The sequence below is a fragment of the Variovorax sp. 01N429 genome, from assembly GCF_056399425.1.
Genome location: NZ_JBFTRG010000003.1, coordinates 174574 through 189878, shown reverse-complemented (window position 1 = coordinate 189878; position 15305 = coordinate 174574). Strand labels below are relative to the sequence as shown.

The 15305-nt window shown below is 63.1% G+C and carries 14 protein-coding genes and 1 tRNA gene; 7 read left to right on the top strand and 8 right to left on the bottom strand.

Features of this window, described 5'->3' with window-relative positions; genetic code table 11:
* Position 1 precedes the first annotated feature (1 nt).
* Positions 2 to 1681 (top strand): SulP family inorganic anion transporter, encoded by a 1680-nt coding sequence (locus AC1DSF_RS07000; RefSeq protein ID WP_478126503.1) that lies wholly within the window; start codon positions 2 to 4, stop codon positions 1679 to 1681.
* A gap of 18 nt (positions 1682 to 1699) precedes the next feature.
* Here the strand turns inward: AC1DSF_RS07000 and AC1DSF_RS06995 are convergent, their stop codons facing one another.
* Genes AC1DSF_RS06995 through AC1DSF_RS06985 form a run of 3 tightly spaced genes read right to left on the bottom strand, consistent with a single transcriptional unit; the run spans position 1700 to position 4920 of the window.
* Complete coding sequence (locus tag AC1DSF_RS06995) at positions 1700 to 2638, bottom strand: DUF2950 domain-containing protein (protein WP_478126502.1); 939 nt, start codon at positions 2636 to 2638, stop codon at positions 1700 to 1702.
* A 17-nt stretch (positions 2639 to 2655) separates the two neighbouring features.
* Positions 2656 to 4200 carry a DUF3300 domain-containing protein gene (locus tag AC1DSF_RS06990; RefSeq protein WP_478126501.1) on the bottom strand — a complete coding sequence of 515 codons (1545 nt, stop codon included), beginning with the start codon at positions 4198 to 4200 and terminating at the stop codon, positions 2656 to 2658.
* A gap of 48 nt (positions 4201 to 4248) precedes the next feature.
* Positions 4249 to 4920 carry a response regulator gene (locus AC1DSF_RS06985; RefSeq protein WP_478126500.1) on the bottom strand — a complete coding sequence of 224 codons (672 nt, stop codon included), beginning with the start codon at positions 4918 to 4920 and terminating at the stop codon, positions 4249 to 4251.
* A gap of 260 nt (positions 4921 to 5180) precedes the next feature.
* On the opposite strand from AC1DSF_RS06985, the gene AC1DSF_RS06980 reads away from it, so the two are divergent.
* Positions 5181 to 5981 carry a Crp/Fnr family transcriptional regulator gene (locus tag AC1DSF_RS06980; protein ID WP_478126499.1) on the top strand — a complete coding sequence of 267 codons (801 nt, stop codon included), beginning with the start codon at positions 5181 to 5183 and terminating at the stop codon, positions 5979 to 5981.
* 26 nt (positions 5982 to 6007) lie between these two features.
* Here AC1DSF_RS06980 and AC1DSF_RS06975 read toward each other — a convergent pair whose 3' ends face one another.
* Positions 6008 to 6394 carry a response regulator gene (locus AC1DSF_RS06975; protein WP_478126498.1) on the bottom strand — a complete coding sequence of 129 codons (387 nt, stop codon included), beginning with the start codon at positions 6392 to 6394 and terminating at the stop codon, positions 6008 to 6010.
* Positions 6395 to 6551: 157 nt separating this feature from the next.
* On the opposite strand from AC1DSF_RS06975, the gene AC1DSF_RS06970 reads away from it, so the two are divergent.
* On the top strand, positions 6552 to 8519 hold the full coding sequence (locus AC1DSF_RS06970) for a PAS domain-containing sensor histidine kinase (RefSeq protein WP_478126497.1): 1968 nt from the start codon (positions 6552 to 6554) through the stop codon (positions 8517 to 8519).
* Between the two features lie 9 nt (positions 8520 to 8528).
* Here AC1DSF_RS06970 and AC1DSF_RS06965 read toward each other — a convergent pair whose 3' ends face one another.
* Positions 8529 to 9884 carry a TAXI family TRAP transporter solute-binding subunit gene (locus tag AC1DSF_RS06965; RefSeq protein ID WP_478126496.1) on the bottom strand — a complete coding sequence of 452 codons (1356 nt, stop codon included), beginning with the start codon at positions 9882 to 9884 and terminating at the stop codon, positions 8529 to 8531.
* A gap of 110 nt (positions 9885 to 9994) precedes the next feature.
* Between AC1DSF_RS06965 and AC1DSF_RS06960 the strand changes: the two genes are divergently transcribed.
* From AC1DSF_RS06960 to AC1DSF_RS06950, 3 genes are read left to right on the top strand one after another with little or no spacing between them, the layout of a single operon-like run.
* Positions 9995 to 11119: an AI-2E family transporter gene (locus tag AC1DSF_RS06960; protein WP_478126495.1), complete on the top strand. Its 1125-nt coding sequence runs from the start codon at positions 9995 to 9997 to the stop codon at positions 11117 to 11119.
* A 22-nt stretch (positions 11120 to 11141) separates the two neighbouring features.
* On the top strand, positions 11142 to 11585 hold the full coding sequence (locus AC1DSF_RS06955; protein WP_478126494.1) for an ion channel: 444 nt from the start codon (positions 11142 to 11144) through the stop codon (positions 11583 to 11585).
* Positions 11586 to 11630: 45 nt separating this feature from the next.
* Complete coding sequence (locus AC1DSF_RS06950; RefSeq protein ID WP_478126493.1) at positions 11631 to 12503, top strand: FkbM family methyltransferase; 873 nt, start codon at positions 11631 to 11633, stop codon at positions 12501 to 12503.
* A 26-nt stretch (positions 12504 to 12529) separates the two neighbouring features.
* On the opposite strand, the gene AC1DSF_RS06945 is transcribed toward AC1DSF_RS06950, so the two are convergent.
* Positions 12530 to 12751 carry a hypothetical protein gene (locus AC1DSF_RS06945; RefSeq protein ID WP_478126492.1) on the bottom strand — a complete coding sequence of 74 codons (222 nt, stop codon included), beginning with the start codon at positions 12749 to 12751 and terminating at the stop codon, positions 12530 to 12532.
* A gap of 29 nt (positions 12752 to 12780) precedes the next feature.
* Here AC1DSF_RS06945 and AC1DSF_RS06940 point away from each other — a divergent pair, with 29 nt between their 5' ends.
* Positions 12781 to 14292 carry an arylsulfatase gene (locus AC1DSF_RS06940; RefSeq protein ID WP_478126491.1) on the top strand — a complete coding sequence of 504 codons (1512 nt, stop codon included), beginning with the start codon at positions 12781 to 12783 and terminating at the stop codon, positions 14290 to 14292.
* Positions 14293 to 14348: 56 nt separating this feature from the next.
* Here AC1DSF_RS06940 and AC1DSF_RS06935 read toward each other — a convergent pair.
* Positions 14349 to 14425: transfer RNA gene (locus AC1DSF_RS06935), tRNA-Arg, on the bottom strand.
* 72 nt (positions 14426 to 14497) lie between these two features.
* Positions 14498 to 15286 (bottom strand): SDR family NAD(P)-dependent oxidoreductase, encoded by a 789-nt coding sequence (locus tag AC1DSF_RS06930; protein WP_478126490.1) that lies wholly within the window; start codon positions 15284 to 15286, stop codon positions 14498 to 14500.
* Positions 15287 to 15305 lie beyond the last annotated feature (19 nt).

Sequence of the window (15305 nt, the reverse complement as noted above, 5' to 3'; positions counted from 1 at the left end):
CATGCGCCATCACATGCGCGGCCGCGTGGGATTGCCGATCCCGGGATGGCTTCGCGACTATCGGTCTGAATGGCTCTCCGCGGACGTCGTCGCGGGCCTGATCGCGGCGGCGGTTGTCATTCCCAAAGCCTTCGCCTATGCGACGATCGCGGGCCTGCCGGTGCAGGTCGGCATCTATACGGTGTTCGTCCCGATGGTGATCTACGCGCTCCTCGGGACCTCGCGTCCACTCAGCGTGAGCACGACCACCACGATCGCCATCCTGACCGGCACCGCGTTGGCGGCCGTGGTGCCGGACGACAACGCTGCGGGCCTGGTGACCGCTACCGCGACTCTGGCGCTGATGACCGGCATCATCCTGGTCGTGGCGGGATTGCTACGGCTCGGCTTTGTCGCGAACTTCATCTCCGAACCAGTGCTGATCGGCTTCAAGGCGGGGATCGGCATCGTCATCGTGGTGGACCAGATCCCCAAGCTGCTCGGCATTCACTTTGCGAAGGGCTCGTTCTTGCACAACGTGGTTTCCGTCGTGCACAGCCTGCCGGATGCATCGGTGCCGACGGTGCTTGTCGGCGTTATCACCGTGATCGCGCTGGTGGCGATGGAGCGCTTCACGCCGCGCGCGCCCGCTCCGCTGATCGCAGTGGCGGGAGGCATCGCCGCGATGAAGTTCCTGGGGCTCGAGAGTTATGGCGTTGCACCGGTAGGGGCGGTGCCAACCGGATTGCCGCCAGTGACGCTGCCGGATTTGCAGCTGATCATTCCGCTCTGGCCTGCGGCGCTGGGGATTGCGCTGATGAGCTTCACCGAGACGATTGCCGCGGGGCGGGCTTTCGCGCGCAGCGGAGATCCGACGCCGGAGCCCAATCGGGAGCTTTGGGCGACAGGACTCGCGAACGTCGGCGGCGCGCTGCTCAATGCAATGCCGGCGGGCGGAGGCACCACGCAGACGGCCGTGAACCAGCTGGGTGGCGCGCGCACCCAGCTTGCCGAACTGGTCACCGCAGCAGCCGCATTGGGCACTGCGCTCTTCCTGGCGCCTTTCATCGGGCTGATGCCGCACGCGACACTGGCAGCGGTGGTCATCGTCTATTCGATGGGCTTGATCAAGCCGGCGGAGTTCAGGGCCATCATCAAGATTCGGCGCACCGAGTTCGTGTGGGCGCTCGTTGCAATGGCGGGCGTGGTGCTTCTCGGAACGCTGCAAGGCATCGTCGCCGCGATCGTGGTGTCGCTCGTCGCGCTGGCCTACCAGATGTCCGATCCGCCCGTGCATGTGCTCGGACGCAAGCCGGGAACGAGCGTGCTGCGGCCGCGAAGCGATGAGCATCCCGAAGATGAATCCTTCGGTGGATTGCTTCTCCTGCGGCCGGAAGGGCGGATCTTCTTCGCCAACGCGGAGCGCATGGGTCTCAAGATGATGGCGCTGGTCGATGCGGCGCACCCGCAGGTGGTCGTTCTCGACATGAGCAGTGTGTTCGATATCGAATACACCGCGCTCAAGATGCTGACCGAAGGCGAGGAAAGGCTGCGCAATGACGGGATCGCGCTCTGGCTCGCGGGCCTGAATCCCGGCGTGCTGGCGATGGTGCAGCGTTCACCGCTGGGCGAACGTCTCGGCCGCGATGGCATGTTCTTCGGCGTCGAACAAGCCATTGCGCGGCATCGAGCCACTGCCTGATGCTCTGGAAGGGGCGGATCAGCTGCCGGGCACGTCCACCTTGCGCCAACTCGAATCCGGGTTGAAGCGCGTGAGGGCGCGTGCCGCGGCATCGGTGTTGGAGCCGAGATCCTTCTCGTACAGGGTGCCGTCATGGCTGACCATGAAGCTCATCACGCCCGTGTCTCCGTAGCGGATCGGCCATGCGATCAGTGCAAAGCCGGCACGCATGCGCCCGCCGATCACATAGTCGTAAGCACCGCCCGGTGCGTCCTTGCCCTGGGCTTTCAGGATGCGGAAGTGATAGCCGTGATAGCCCTCGCTGCTCTTCTGGCCGCCGTAGAGCGGGCCGAGCGGGCTCTCGTCCTGGCCCGTGGCGTCGGGCCAGTAGAGGCCGTCGTGCTTGCCGGGTGAACTCACGAACTTCTGCGCGTATTCGAGCACGCCATTGTTGTCGCGGTCTTTCTGCGCATATTCCTTCTGCGCATCGAAGTACGCGAGCGCGGCTTGCATTGCGGCGAGTTCGTTGCGCCCGATGCGCCGGGTGCGCATGAGGTCCGCACCCGCCTTCGGGTCGAACTTCCAGCCGGCGGCGCTCTTCACGATCGGCACCGGCAGGGTCCAGTCGCTGTCGCCCACGGCGAGCATGGCCTTGCCCGGCGTTTCGAGCACGATCTTGTGCTGCCTGGACCAGGCGCCGAGGAAGTCGTAGATGTCGTCCACATCGACGCCGCCCTCAGGAACGAAGCGCCTCCAGTCGGGGCCGAGCACGAGTGTCAGGGCGGCGGTATCACTGCGGGTGACGGCATCGACGAACGCTTGCGCGGCCGCGTCCGGAGAGGGGTAGGCGTGCTGCGCGAATACAGGGCCCGATGCGAGCGACAGGGACAGCGCCATCGCCGTCCCGGCCGCCAAGGACTTGAACTTGCCCACGTTCAGCCACGATGTCCGCGAGTGTCGTTGAGTGTGTTGCGTCATGAATTCCTCCAATCGCTTCAACGACGGCCGCCGCCGCCGCGCCCACCACCGCCGCCGCCTCGCATGCCGCCACCTCCGCCGCCCGCGCGAGCGCCGCCACCACTCATGTGTGCGCCTCCGCCACCACCACCGGCACGAGCGCCACCGCCGCCCCCGTAGTTGTGCGACATCGACTGCCGGCTTGCGTCTCCGCGGCTTGTCTGCTGGCGGGCCTGATTTCCGTCGCCGGCGCCTCTCAAGGCGTTGTCGCCGCCGCGTGCCCCGGCACTCCCGGGACCCCCGACGCCTCCGGCGCTGCCCGGTCCTCCAGGACCGCCGATGCCTCCGGCACCTCCGACGCCCCCGACGCCCCCTGGACCACCAGCGCCGCCCGGACGTCCAGCGCCTCCAGGTCCACCCACATTTCCGGGGCCACCCGCGCCGCCGACCCCGCCGACGCCTCCGGCACCACCGACGCCTCCGGGGCCGCCAGCGCCCCCGGGACGGCCAGCGCTGCCCGGACCGCCCACGCCCCCTGCGCCGCCGGGACCGCGACCCGCGCCGCCGGCAGCAGCCTGCGCTCGATCGCGTGTGCCCGGGTCATTGCGAAGCTGATCGCGCCCTTGGCCGGGGTCCATGCCGCGCTGTTGCAACTGAGATTGAGCCTGCTGACGCTGCGCATCCCGGCCGCGGTAGTCGCCGCGCTGGTCTGCGCCTGCCACATTCTTTCCGAACTGCTGCTGGCTGGCCGAATCGCGATATGGCACTCCGCGCCGATTCGCCGCGTTGTGCTGGAAGTTCGTCTGATTGGCGTTGATCTGCCGATTGGCGTTGACGCTGTTGTACCGATTGACGTTCACGTTGACGTTACCGCCGCCCCAATTGGCATTGCCCCAAAGTGCAGCAGTGGCAGCCACGCCCACGCCGAAGGCGATGCCGGTCGCGAGTGCCGCGCCCGGGTAGTAGTAGGGAGCGGGCGGGTAGTAATAGGGCGGGTAGGCCGGATAGGGCCAGGCGCCATAAACCACCGTCGGGTTATAGGAAGGCACGTAGACCACCTGAGGGTTGGCGGGCTCGATCTTGATGACTGTCTGCTGCGTCTGCGGCTCTTGCTGGACGATGACGTTCTGCTGCTCGGAGCTCTTGAGGTTGCCCGTCTGCTGGGCCTTGGCGCGCAGCCGCTGTGCGGAATCGAGCACGTCCTTGGACGACGCGAGAAATGCATCGCCCAGGTTCTGCACCCAATCCGGCTTGTCGCCCATCATCTGGAGCACCTGGGGAAACGCAACCAGCGACTGCACGCTCGGGTCCCATGGCTGATCGGCCACGAGCTTCAGCGCCGCATCGCCTTTCTCGTCCCGATGCGCCTTGGACCATCGCGCTGCATCCGCGACGTCCGATGGATAGGTCGAGGCCATCAGCACCTGCGACAGCAACTGGTCCGGATACAGCGCGATGGGCGCCATCATCTGGTCCAACTGTTCGCGCGAGAAGGTCTGCCCCTGCTGCGCCCCGGCGAGCGCCGTGAACAGCGACGCAGCGACCATCAGCGAACGGGCAAAGCGGACGATCAGTGCACGCATGGTTCGCCTTCCTTAATTGAGAACGAAGAGCGGAAACGGAGCGAAAGCCTAGGTCTGCACGAAAGCGTCGTCAATGTGGTTCTCCAGAGCGTAGCGAATCAATTCGGCGGTGCTGGAGAGATCCAGCTTTTCCTGAATCCGCGTCTTGTGGGTGCTCACGGTCTTCACCGACAGGTGAAGCGCATCGCCGATGGCGGTGAGCGGTTGGCCTGCAGCCACGCGCCGCAGCACTTCGAGTTCGCGATCGGTCAGCTGCGCATGTCGGGGAGCTTCCGACGATCCATTGAGTTGCTGCACGAACTTCTCGGCCAGGCTCTCGGTGACGTAGGCGCCGCCCGCCGCAACCTTGCGCACCGCACCAACGAGCTCCCTGGCGGCAATGTCCTTGGTGACGTAGCCGTTGGCCCCCGCCTTGAAGGCGCGCATTGCGTACTGCTCTTCGGCGTGCATGCTGAGGACAAGAATGCGGACACGGTTGAACCCCGACTTGATGCGTTGAACCAGTTCAAGCCCCGTCATGCCGGGCATCGACAGGTCGATGAGTGCGAGGTCGAACTCACTCCCTGCGAGAAGGTCGAGCGCCTGATAGCCAGTCGTCGCCTCGGTCAAGACCCAGTTGTTGGCGGCCGGATCGAGCACTCGGATGAGGCCTTCCCGGACGACCATGTGATCGTCGACCAGGAGTATTCGCAGCGCCGGCGCGGAAGCAGTGGCGTCCATCTCAATACCTCCTCGGACCCAGCAGAACAGAGCTGCCCGGATCTCAGTGTTTATTTCGATCGACTATGACGCCAAACGCGCGGCTTCACAAGACGTTGACAGACTGCGACGTTCGGAATTTTCCTAGCCAGCGTTCGGCGAAATCCGAATCTCTCGGGTTGAATCCGCCGTTGTGCAAAGCATCGCACCGATGTTCGTCGGGCAGCTTGCGAGGCAAGCTTCGGCCTCCCGGCCAGTGCCCACAACCTGGAGAGCACGCAATGAACATCCCCCAAGCCCATGAGACTCCGTCGTACTTCAGCGGCAACATCGGCCTGAGGCTTCACGGCAGTGATCGTCGCGACTCGACCCCTCTTCATGACATGCTCGACCTCATCGGCGTGACCGCTGGCGACGATTGGCCCATGTCGACCTTTCAGCCGACGGTGCGCCGACTGCAAACAGGAGAACTTTTGTTTCTAGAAGGTGCGCCGGCGACCTCCATCCACATCGTTCGTACCGGCGTCTTCAAGGTCTTCAGGACTGCCGAGGACGGCTACGAACAGGTGTTCGGCTTCGTCCGCAGGGGGGAACTGCTTGGCTGCGACGCGCTGTTCGACGCTCGCCACCAGATGGCAACCGTCGCACTGGAGGACGCCAGTGTCTTCGCCATCGCCTTGCCCGACTTCCATGCTCTGGCGCAACATCTGCCCTCCTTCGACCGCGGCATCCTGCGGGCGATGGCCAGGGCCATGCTCGACCTGACGCGCGTGTCGGAGATGATGGCTGCCGCCGCGTCCGAGGTGCGGCTGGCGAGATTCCTGCTGCATGTGTCGCGCTGCATGTCGACGTGCGGGCAATCGCCAAGATCGCTGCGCCTACAGATGACGCGCCGCGACATCGGAAGCTACCTGGGGGTGGCCCACGAAACGATCAGCCGGTCGTTTGCTGCATTGATGGAAGCCGGCCTGATCGAAGTCGAGCAACGCAAGGTGGAGATTCTCGACCTCGGTTCATTGCAGTCGTATGCGCAGGGCACGCGCGCACCTGCAAAGACGCAAAGACCGGCACTCAATTCCTGAGCGCGGCCTAACTCGGCCAACTCGGACTACTGCGCGGATCGGGCGGACTGGGCGATCGAAAGATCCGCAATGAAGTCTCGCGCCTGCTGGAATTCGGTGCTTTTGTCGAAGTAGGCGAGGGCGCCGGCCTTGATGAGCGTGTGGCGCATCGACGTCCAGTTGAACTGCGAAAACATGACGATCTTGATGTGAGGCTCGTGCAGCCTGACATGGCGCAAGACATCGATGCCGCGGTCGTTCCCGCGCAGTTTGGCGTCCAGGACGATGAGATCGGGCGTGCTCGACGCGATGGCTTCGACAGCCGTCGCCAGGTCATCCGCATAACCGACGATTTCGACGCCCGCCGCAGTCGCCAGCAGCGCGCCGAAGCTTCGCTGTATTGCCACGGAATCATCGACCAGCAGCACTTTCACGTCCGGCCCTCGCAAAGTCGTTTGTTGACCCTGCGGCCATGTTGCCGCCGAACAGCCGCACGCAGAATGCGTCTGGTCAATGATTCATCAGAAAGCACGGCATTTTTGAGGCATCCTAGCGGCGGCCTAAAGCCCTAACGCAACTGATCCATCCCTCATGGCTTCATGGTTTGAGAACCTGTCGATCCGGAGCCGAATCGTCCTTCTTGTGGCGGGCGCGCTGCTTCCTCTCGCGGTGCTCGTGACTTGGCTCATCAAGGCCGAGATCGCGGAGGAGCCGAGTTCGGCCGTGCTGGCGATCGTGATCGCCCTCGGTTTGTGCCTCTTCGCACTTGCCTTCGCGTGGCGGCTGGGCGCCGGCATCGTGGATCCCATCGCTCACCTGAAGGAAACCGCCACCTTGATCGCAGCCGGCAAGGAAGCCACTCGGGCCAGCCTCATCGGGCCGCCGGAAATCAGGGCGGTGGCGCAAGAACTCAATCGGGTGATGGATGCCAAGGCGCTGAGTGAGCAAGACCTTCGCGAGAGCGCCTGGAAGCTTCAGGCGGCGCTGACGAGCATGAGCGATGCCGTCTATATCTCTGACGCGCAAGGGCGAATCATCGAGTTCAACGACGCCTTCGCATCCTTGCACGGCTTTGCCGACAAAGCCGCTTGCCGACGCGGCCTGGCGGAATACCTCAAGAGGCTTGAATTGTTCATGCTCGACGGCGAACCGTCGACACGTGAAGAATGGCCGCTGTCGAGGGCGCTGCGAGGAGAAACGGCGACCAATGTCGAATACCGGTTGAGACGCCTGGATTCAGGCGCGTCATTGATCGGCAGCTACAGCTTCGCGCCGATTTGCTCCGAAGGCGGCGCGATTGCGGGCGCCGTGGTGACGGTTCGCAATGTGACTGAGATGAGAGAGGTGCAAGCCGACCTTGCGTCGTCGCATTTGGCGCTGCAACGGCTTATTGCCTCACGCGACCGGGTGCAGGAAGAGGAGCGCAAGCGCATCGCACGAGAACTGCACGACGATCTGCAACAGACCTTGTCCGCGATCCGCATGGATCTGCATTTCATTGCCGAGCGCTTGGGAGAGGATGCGCCGCAGTTGCCGCTCCTCCTTGGCAATGTCGATCGTCTCGCAGAAAGAGCAGTCGTTTCGACGCGGCGTATCGTCAACGACCTCCGTCCGCCGATGCTCGAAGACCTGGGCCTGGTGCCTGCGCTGGAGGCCATGGCTGCGCAATTCGGTCAACAGACCGGCATTGCGTGCAGCGTCGATGCGCCCGAGGAAGTCATTTCAAGCGAATGGGTCGAAGCGCAGCCGATTGCCATTTGCCTCTATCGCGTCGCCCAGGAAGCGCTCAACAACGTGGCCAAGCATTCGCACGCGAGCGAAGTTCAGATCCGGCTCGGAAGTGCGACTCCCGAGTCGATCTCGCTGCAGATCAGCGACAACGGATGCGGACTGGATGCAGGGGACATGCATAAGCACGGGTCTTTCGGAATCCTGGGCATTCGCGAACGGATTCGTGCCCACGGTGGTGTCGTGCGGATCGACCGCGGGCCGGAAGGAGGCACCGTGCTCGATGTGCTGGTTCCATGTGCAGGTGCTCCGGGGTTGCTGGACCACGGTGCCCCGTTGAAAGGGGCAATGAATGGAGACGGACCGCGTAGCGACTTCGACGACGCCCAGGCACTGCCAAGACTGTTGACTCGCGCGACGGACAAGATGCTGCAGGACGTGATCGATGCGATTGCAGGGACTGTCGCAGTCATGGACCGGCGCGGCACGATCCGTTTTGTCAACCGCGCATGGAGCGAATTCGCAAACCACAACGGACAGCCTGATTTCAGCTTGGTCGGTCCGGGCGTGAATTACATGGAGGTGTGTCGGCGCAGTTCGCTCAGCGACGAATCGGCAATGAAGGTGCTTCGGGGCCTCGAAGGCGTGGTCTACGAGGATCGCAAGACATTTACTTGCGAATACTCCTGTCACTCGCCCGACGAGTTGCGGTGGTTCCGGATGCATGTGACGCCCATGGCCAATGGTGATGTGATGGTCGCCCACTTCTGGATCAACCCGGAAGATCATGCGGTCGGCATCGATGGCGGTGTCGAGGCCCGAAAGTCCTGACGCGCTCTGTCAAGGCGCAGGCGCATCGCCGTTGCCGTTTCCGTTGCCGTTTCCGCTGGCGCCCCGTGCCTTGGCCATCACGGCGCTCCGCACCAGGCCGATGTGCTCCCGCAGCGTGTAGGCCTCGCTCGCGTAGCTCAACGGCGCGCGGATGCGTGCAGCAGCCTGCTCGATGCGGCCGAGGTCGAGCAACCACTGGTCGAGTGGCAGGGTGCCGGTCCGTGTCCTGACATCCCGTTCGAGCAGTGCCAGCTCTCCATACCAGCGATAGATGCGCGAGCGCATGCGCCAGCGAATCAGTCGCGGCAGGACATTGGTCAATGGAACAATCACGAAGATCACCGGCAACAGCAGCACGATCAGGCGTTCTAGGTAGGCGGCGACCGTAAAGGGCAGGTACCGGTGAAGCATGCTCGGGCCGAATCGATGATGGCGGCTCGCATCGCTCGACACCGGCAGGTCGACCATCGATGTATTCGGAAATTCGTCGTCGGCCTCGAAAAATCCCTGATTCCCATGCAGCTCGCGCGCGGCCTCCAGCAGCAGGTTGATGATCGCCGGCGAGAGACCGTCGCGCGCGACGAGCATGGCCTTGGTGCCGATCAGCTTCACCTCTTCCTTCGGAATGTGTTCTTCGAGATCGATGGTCCCTGGCGGCAAGGTCAGTTTGGTGATGTAGGGAAAGCGGCGCTGATAAGCCTCCGCGCGCCCCAGGCTCAGCAGCTTCAGTTCCGGGTCGTGCAGGGCCTGCCATATGGCCGGAAACTGCGCGGGTCCGATCAGGAACGCGGCGTCTACCGTTCCAGCCTGCAGCGCGCGCAAGGCCTCCAGATTGACCAGCGGCACCAGTTCGGAGTTGAGGCTGGTGATGTTGTTGGCGGCAAGCAGCGGCTCCATGAAGGCCCGCACCCCGCTGCCCGGTGAACCGACGGCGAGGCGCCTGTGGCGAAGCTCGTCGAAGTGCTCGTGGACGACCGTGTCGCGGTAGAAGATCCACAATGGCTCGTAATACAGCGCGGCGAGCATGACCAGGTCGTCGCGCTCGTGCGGGCGCACCACGCCGCCATGCACGAAAGCCACATCCACCCCCGACTTCGGATCGCGCAGAAGGCGCTCGTTTTCGTCGGCGCCTCCAGTGATGCGTTCTTCGACGGTGACACCGTCCCGCGCCAGGATCTGCTTGTAGCGCTGTGCGTACTGGTGGTACATGCCGTCCGGCAGGCCCGACGCAAGAACGATATGGCGCGGAATCGCACTCAGCAACAGCCATGCGCCCAGAAAGGCCAGCGCGATGCTCGCCACCGCGATCAGCGTCCAGCGCAGTTGTTCGTGTCGCGGTTCGACTGGCAGGTCACCAAGGCGCATCAGAGCCTGCATCCTGCCACTGGCTGATTGCTTCGCGCTTGAGAGTTGTCAAGTCCAGCAAAACCCATCGCCGGAGAATTCCGAAGTCGTCTACTTTCGAAGGTCGACCCATGACTACGCTTTTAAAGCCGGACCTGGTCCTCGAAACACGGGTCGCCCGAAAGCTGATGGATGTGTTCATCCGCGCCGGGCTGGTCCTCGCACTGACGCTGTTGTGTTTCAAGATCTTCGCGCCCTTCATCTCGATGATGGCCTGGGCGCTGATTCTGGCAGTGACGATCTATCCAGGCCATCAGGCATTGGCCGCCAAGCTGGGCGGCAAACAGGGGCTGGCGGCCACTTTGGTCGTGCTGGGTGGCATCGCGCTGATCGTGGTGCCGATGGCGGTGGTCCTCGGCTCGATGGGTGATTCGGTGCACGAGACCGTTGAGCGCCTGCGGGACAACAAGTTCGCAGTTCCGCCGCCGCCGCCAGGACTCGCGGATTGGCCGGTCATCGGGCCGAAGGTGAGTGGCGCCTGGTCGCTGGCACACAACGACTTGCCGTCGGTCGTCCAGAGAATGCAGCCGCAGCTTGGCGAGCTGGCCTCCAAGGCACTGGAGATGGTGGCGAGCATCGCGGGCACGGTGCTTCTATTCATGTTCTCGTTCGTCATCGCGGGGGTGATCATGGCCTTCGGGGAGTCGGGCGCCGACGCGTCGCGATCGATCCTTGGGCGCATCGTTGGCAACCAGCGGGGCGTGGAGTTCGCTGCGCTGGCCACGTCGACCATCCGCGCAGTCGCATTGGGCGTCGTGGGCGTAGCCTTCATCCAGGCGATGGTGGTGGGCATCGTGATGATCGTCGCCGCCGTTCCATTTGCCGGCGTGCTCGCAATGGTTGTCCTGGTGCTTGGCGTGGCGCAGGTGCCGGCGCTGCTGGTGACGCTGCCCGTCATTGCCTACATCTGGCTGAGCGGCAACTACGACACCATGCCGGCTGTCATCTACTCGGTGCTATTGGCTGTTGCGGGCATGCTCGACAACGTGCTCAAGCCTCTCCTGCTGGGCCGGGGCGTGGATGCGCCCATGCCGGTGGTGCTGCTGGGTGCATTGGGCGGGCTGGCCGGCGCCGGCATTCTCGGCATGTTCATCGGCGCGACCGCGTTGAGCCTTGGCTATCAGATCCTCATGCGGTGGGTGGCGACGGACCCCAACGTCGTCGTCGTGGAGGCGGATTTGCCGAACTTGCCTTGATTCCCGTGGTGCAGGGCACGACGTGCTGAGGAACCTGGCGGTCGGGCTACCGACCATCCTGTTTTGCCTGGTGCTGCAGGCGAGCTTCACGTTCTGGAGCGTTCGTTACTACTCTGGCAGGGCAATTCATCACGCGGTCATCGCGGGACCGTTTGTGCAGATCCGCTCGCTTCTCGTCGTGATGGTCGTGCTGGTGCTTGGCAATTTCCTTCAGATCATGATTTGGGGATTTCTGTTCATGATGCTGGGCGAGTTCAGCGAGTTGTATGAGGCGGTGTACCACTCGGCAGTTAACTTCAGCTCGCTCGGCTATGGCGATGTCGTGATGACGAAGCCCTGGAAGCTGCTCGGCCCACTGGAGGCCGCAAACGGCGTATTGATGTTCGGCCTGACAGGCGCCGCGCTGATGGCAGTGCTGCAGCAGATGATCAGGGCGCAGGCCGAGAGAGACGGGCAAAGTCTTTGAGCCGGGCGCTGACGGTCAACCCCCTCGCCCGAGCCCGAGCATCCCATGCTGACGGGCGAACGTGGATTGCCGAGGAAGCGGTGGCGCGCTAAAGTGCGGGCGCACCTTGGCGCCGGCTTTCACAAATTCAGTGGACCACTGTTAAGAACAATGATCGAACCGAAACAAGCCCTGAAGAGCGTTCTTCGAAAATTCGATCTTGCTCTGGTGAAGGCGGCCAGCCTGGATCACATGCTGAAGACGGATGCTGACATGAAGTTCCTCATGACCATGTCCGACTCAAGCTGCGCAGCGGCCATACTGCAAAACTTCCCGCTGTCGAAAAGTCAGCTTCGGCAAGATCTTTTCGTGCTTTCGGAACTTCAATTCAAGCGAGGCGGGTCCTTCGTTGAGTTCGGCGCCACTGACGGCGTCGGCCTGAGCAACACGCACTTGATGGAAAAGGAGTTCGGCTGGTCCGGCATCCTTGCCGAGCCAGCGCACTCCTGGCATAGCCAGCTTTCGCGAAACAGGACCGCCGCGATTGAACACGAGTGCGTGTGGTCGAAATCGGGACTGAGCCTCGAATTCAACGAAGTCGACGATGCGGAACTATCGACCGTCGCATCGGTGGCAAGCGGCGACGCGCACGACCGGCAGTCAGGCAGTCGTTACCTGGTGAAGACCATCTCGCTGGACGATATGCTCGACAGGCACCACGCACCGCAGGACATCGACTATTTGTCGATAGATACGGAAGGCAGTGAGTACGAAATCTTGAGCGCGTTCGATTTCGGGAAACATTCGTTCAAGGTGATCACTTGCGAGCACAACTACACGCCCGCTCGCGAGAAGATCTTTACCCTTTTAAGTCGCAACGGATACACACGGAAACTCGAGGAAATCTCTGGTTTTGATGATTGGTATGTGAGGCAATAGCGCCGGTCCACACCAGCGCGTCGCTGTCAGCGCTCCGCACTGCCATAGATCAGCCCCCCGTTCACAGGCACGCAGCTGGCTGGGACGTTGCTCACGTCCACGTTGGTGACGCTGGTGTTGCGCACGTCGCCGGTGCGGATGCCGGGGATTGGTTTGTGCTGGCGGGCGTAGAGGTGCAACAAGCGATGCACAAAGGTGCAATTTCGTTGGGCGCTCTGTCGGCGGAAGATGTGGGTCGCCGATTCCACACGTGTTTCCTACTGCCGAAGGAGAATCCATGTCCACCGCAAGCAAGCCGAACATTCTTTTCATCATGGCCGACGACATCGGCTGGTTCAATGTCAGCGCCTACAACCTCGGCGTCATGGGGTATCGGACGCCGAACATCGACAGGATCGCCCGACAGGGGGCCTTGTTCACCGACTTCTACGGACAGCAGAGTTGCACAGCAGGACGCGCCGCGTTCATCACCGGGCAGGCGCCGATCCGCACCGGCCTCACGAAGGTGGGAACTCCCGGTGCCACGTTGGGCCTCAGTGCGGAGGACCCGTCCATTGCCGAGTTCCTGAAGGGCTTTGGCTATGCCACTGGGCAGTTCGGCAAGAACCATCTGGGCGACCGCAACGAGCACCTGCCGACGGTGCATGGCTTCGACGAGTTCTTTGGCAACCTGTACCACCTGAACGCTGAAGAGGAGCCGGAGTACGAGAACTATCCGAAGGACCCTGCCTTCCGGAAGAAGTACGGTCCACGCGGCGTGATGAAGTGCAAGGCGACGGACAAGGATGATGCGACCGTCGACGAGCAGTTTGGCAAAGTCGGCAAGCAGGTCATCGAGAACACCGGCCCGCTCACGCGCAAGCGCATGGAAACCGTGGACGAGGAGTTCATCGGCGCCGCATTGGACTTCATGGATCGCAAGACGAAGGAAGGCGCGCCGTGGTTCTGCTACTTCAATCCCACGCGCATGCACGTCTTCACGCACCTGAAGGAATCGTCGCGTGGCAAGACCGGCATCGGACTCTATCCCGACGGCATGGTCGAGCTCGACGGCTACGTTGGGGAACTGCTGCAGAAGCTCGATGACCTCGGCGTCGCCGACAACACCATCGTCGTCTTCACCACCGACAACGGCGCCGAAGTGCTGTCGTGGCCCGACGGTGGCGCCACGCCGTTTCGCGGCGAAAAGGACACCAACTGGGAGGGTGGGTGGCGCATCCCCTGCGTGATGCGCTGGCCGGGCGTCATTGAGCCCGGACGGGTCATCAACGACATCTGCTCGCTGCAGGATTTCATACCCACATTCGCGGCGGCCAACGGCGAACCCGATCTGCCAGCCAAGGTGAAGAAGGGCTACCAGATCGGCGAGAAAACCTACAAAGTCCATCTCGACGGCTACAACCTGATGCCCTTCTTGTCGGGCAAGGAGGAAAAGTGCCCACGCGAAGGGTTTCTCTATTGGAGCGACGACGGCGACATGATGGCGATGCGGATGGGGCGCTTCAAGATCGTCTTTGCCGAGCAGCGCAGCACGGGACTCGCTGTCTGGCGCGAGCCGCTATCGCAGATGCGGATTCCGAAATTCTTCGACCTGCGGGCCGATCCGTTCGAGCGTGGAGAGGAAAGCTTCAAGTACAACGATTGGTTCGTCGAAAACGTTCCTCTGCAATACGCGGCACCCCCGCTGCTTGCCAAGTGGCTGGAGACCTTCAAGGAGTTTCCGCCACGTGCGCGTGCCGCGAGTTTCAGCATCGACCAAGTGGTTGAAAAGTTGATGCCGAAAACCTGAGCGCGGTGCTGAGCCGACGCAACGCTTTGCGGACTCGAGGAATGTAGACCGTGATATGGCCTGCCCGGAGGGGATCGAACCCCCGACAACCTGCTTAGAAGGCAGGTGCTCTATCCAACTGAGCTACGGGCAGTGAATATGTGGCCGGGATTTTACGGTGCCGATCGACCCCGCACTTTCCCGAGTCTCCCCGGTCGCTCGAAACTCAAACCACCATCGGCACGGCGGCCCCATCCATCGACAGGATGGCGCCAGAGACATAGCCTGCGCTCGGCGATGCGAGAAAGACGACCGCGTTGGCAATGTCCTCCGGCTTGGCGAGCCGGCCGAGCGGCATGCGAGCCTCGGCGTCGCGCAGCACTTCGGCTTCCGTGACCTTTCGCAGGCGCGCATCGGCCGCAATGCCTTCGGCCATCCGATCGGTCAGGGTCAGCGCCGGATTCACGGCGTTCACGCGAACGCCCCGCGGCCCGTAGGCGGCAGCAAGGCCGGCGGTTGCGAGCATCAACGCAGCGTTGGCCGCGCCGCCCGCGAGATGAGTGGGCGAGGCGACCTTGCCGCCCATGCCGATCACATTCACGATGGAGCCGGAACCGCGCTCGCCCATCCGCTTGATGACCGGATCCATCACGTTCACATAGGTAAAAAACTTCGCCTGCATGGCGTCGTGCCACGTCTGCGGCTGCAATTCGTCGAAAGGGGTCCGCCGTGCCGCCCCGGCGGAGTTGACCAGGATGTCGATCGGGCCCGATCCGACCTGCGCTGCTTCCACCATCTGCAAAGCCGCGCGCGCGTCCGTGAGGTCTGCGCAATAGCCGCTCATTTTGTGCCCCGCCGAACCCATTTTTGCCAGCGCGGTATCGAGATGTGCCTGCGTCCGTCCGGACAGGCTCACGCGGGCGCCTTCTTGCAGGAACGCCAAAGCACACGCCAGGCCGATGCCCCGGCTACCGCCGGTGATGAGCACATGTTTGCCAGCCAGTTGAAGATCCATGTCAGCTCCGATGCGATCG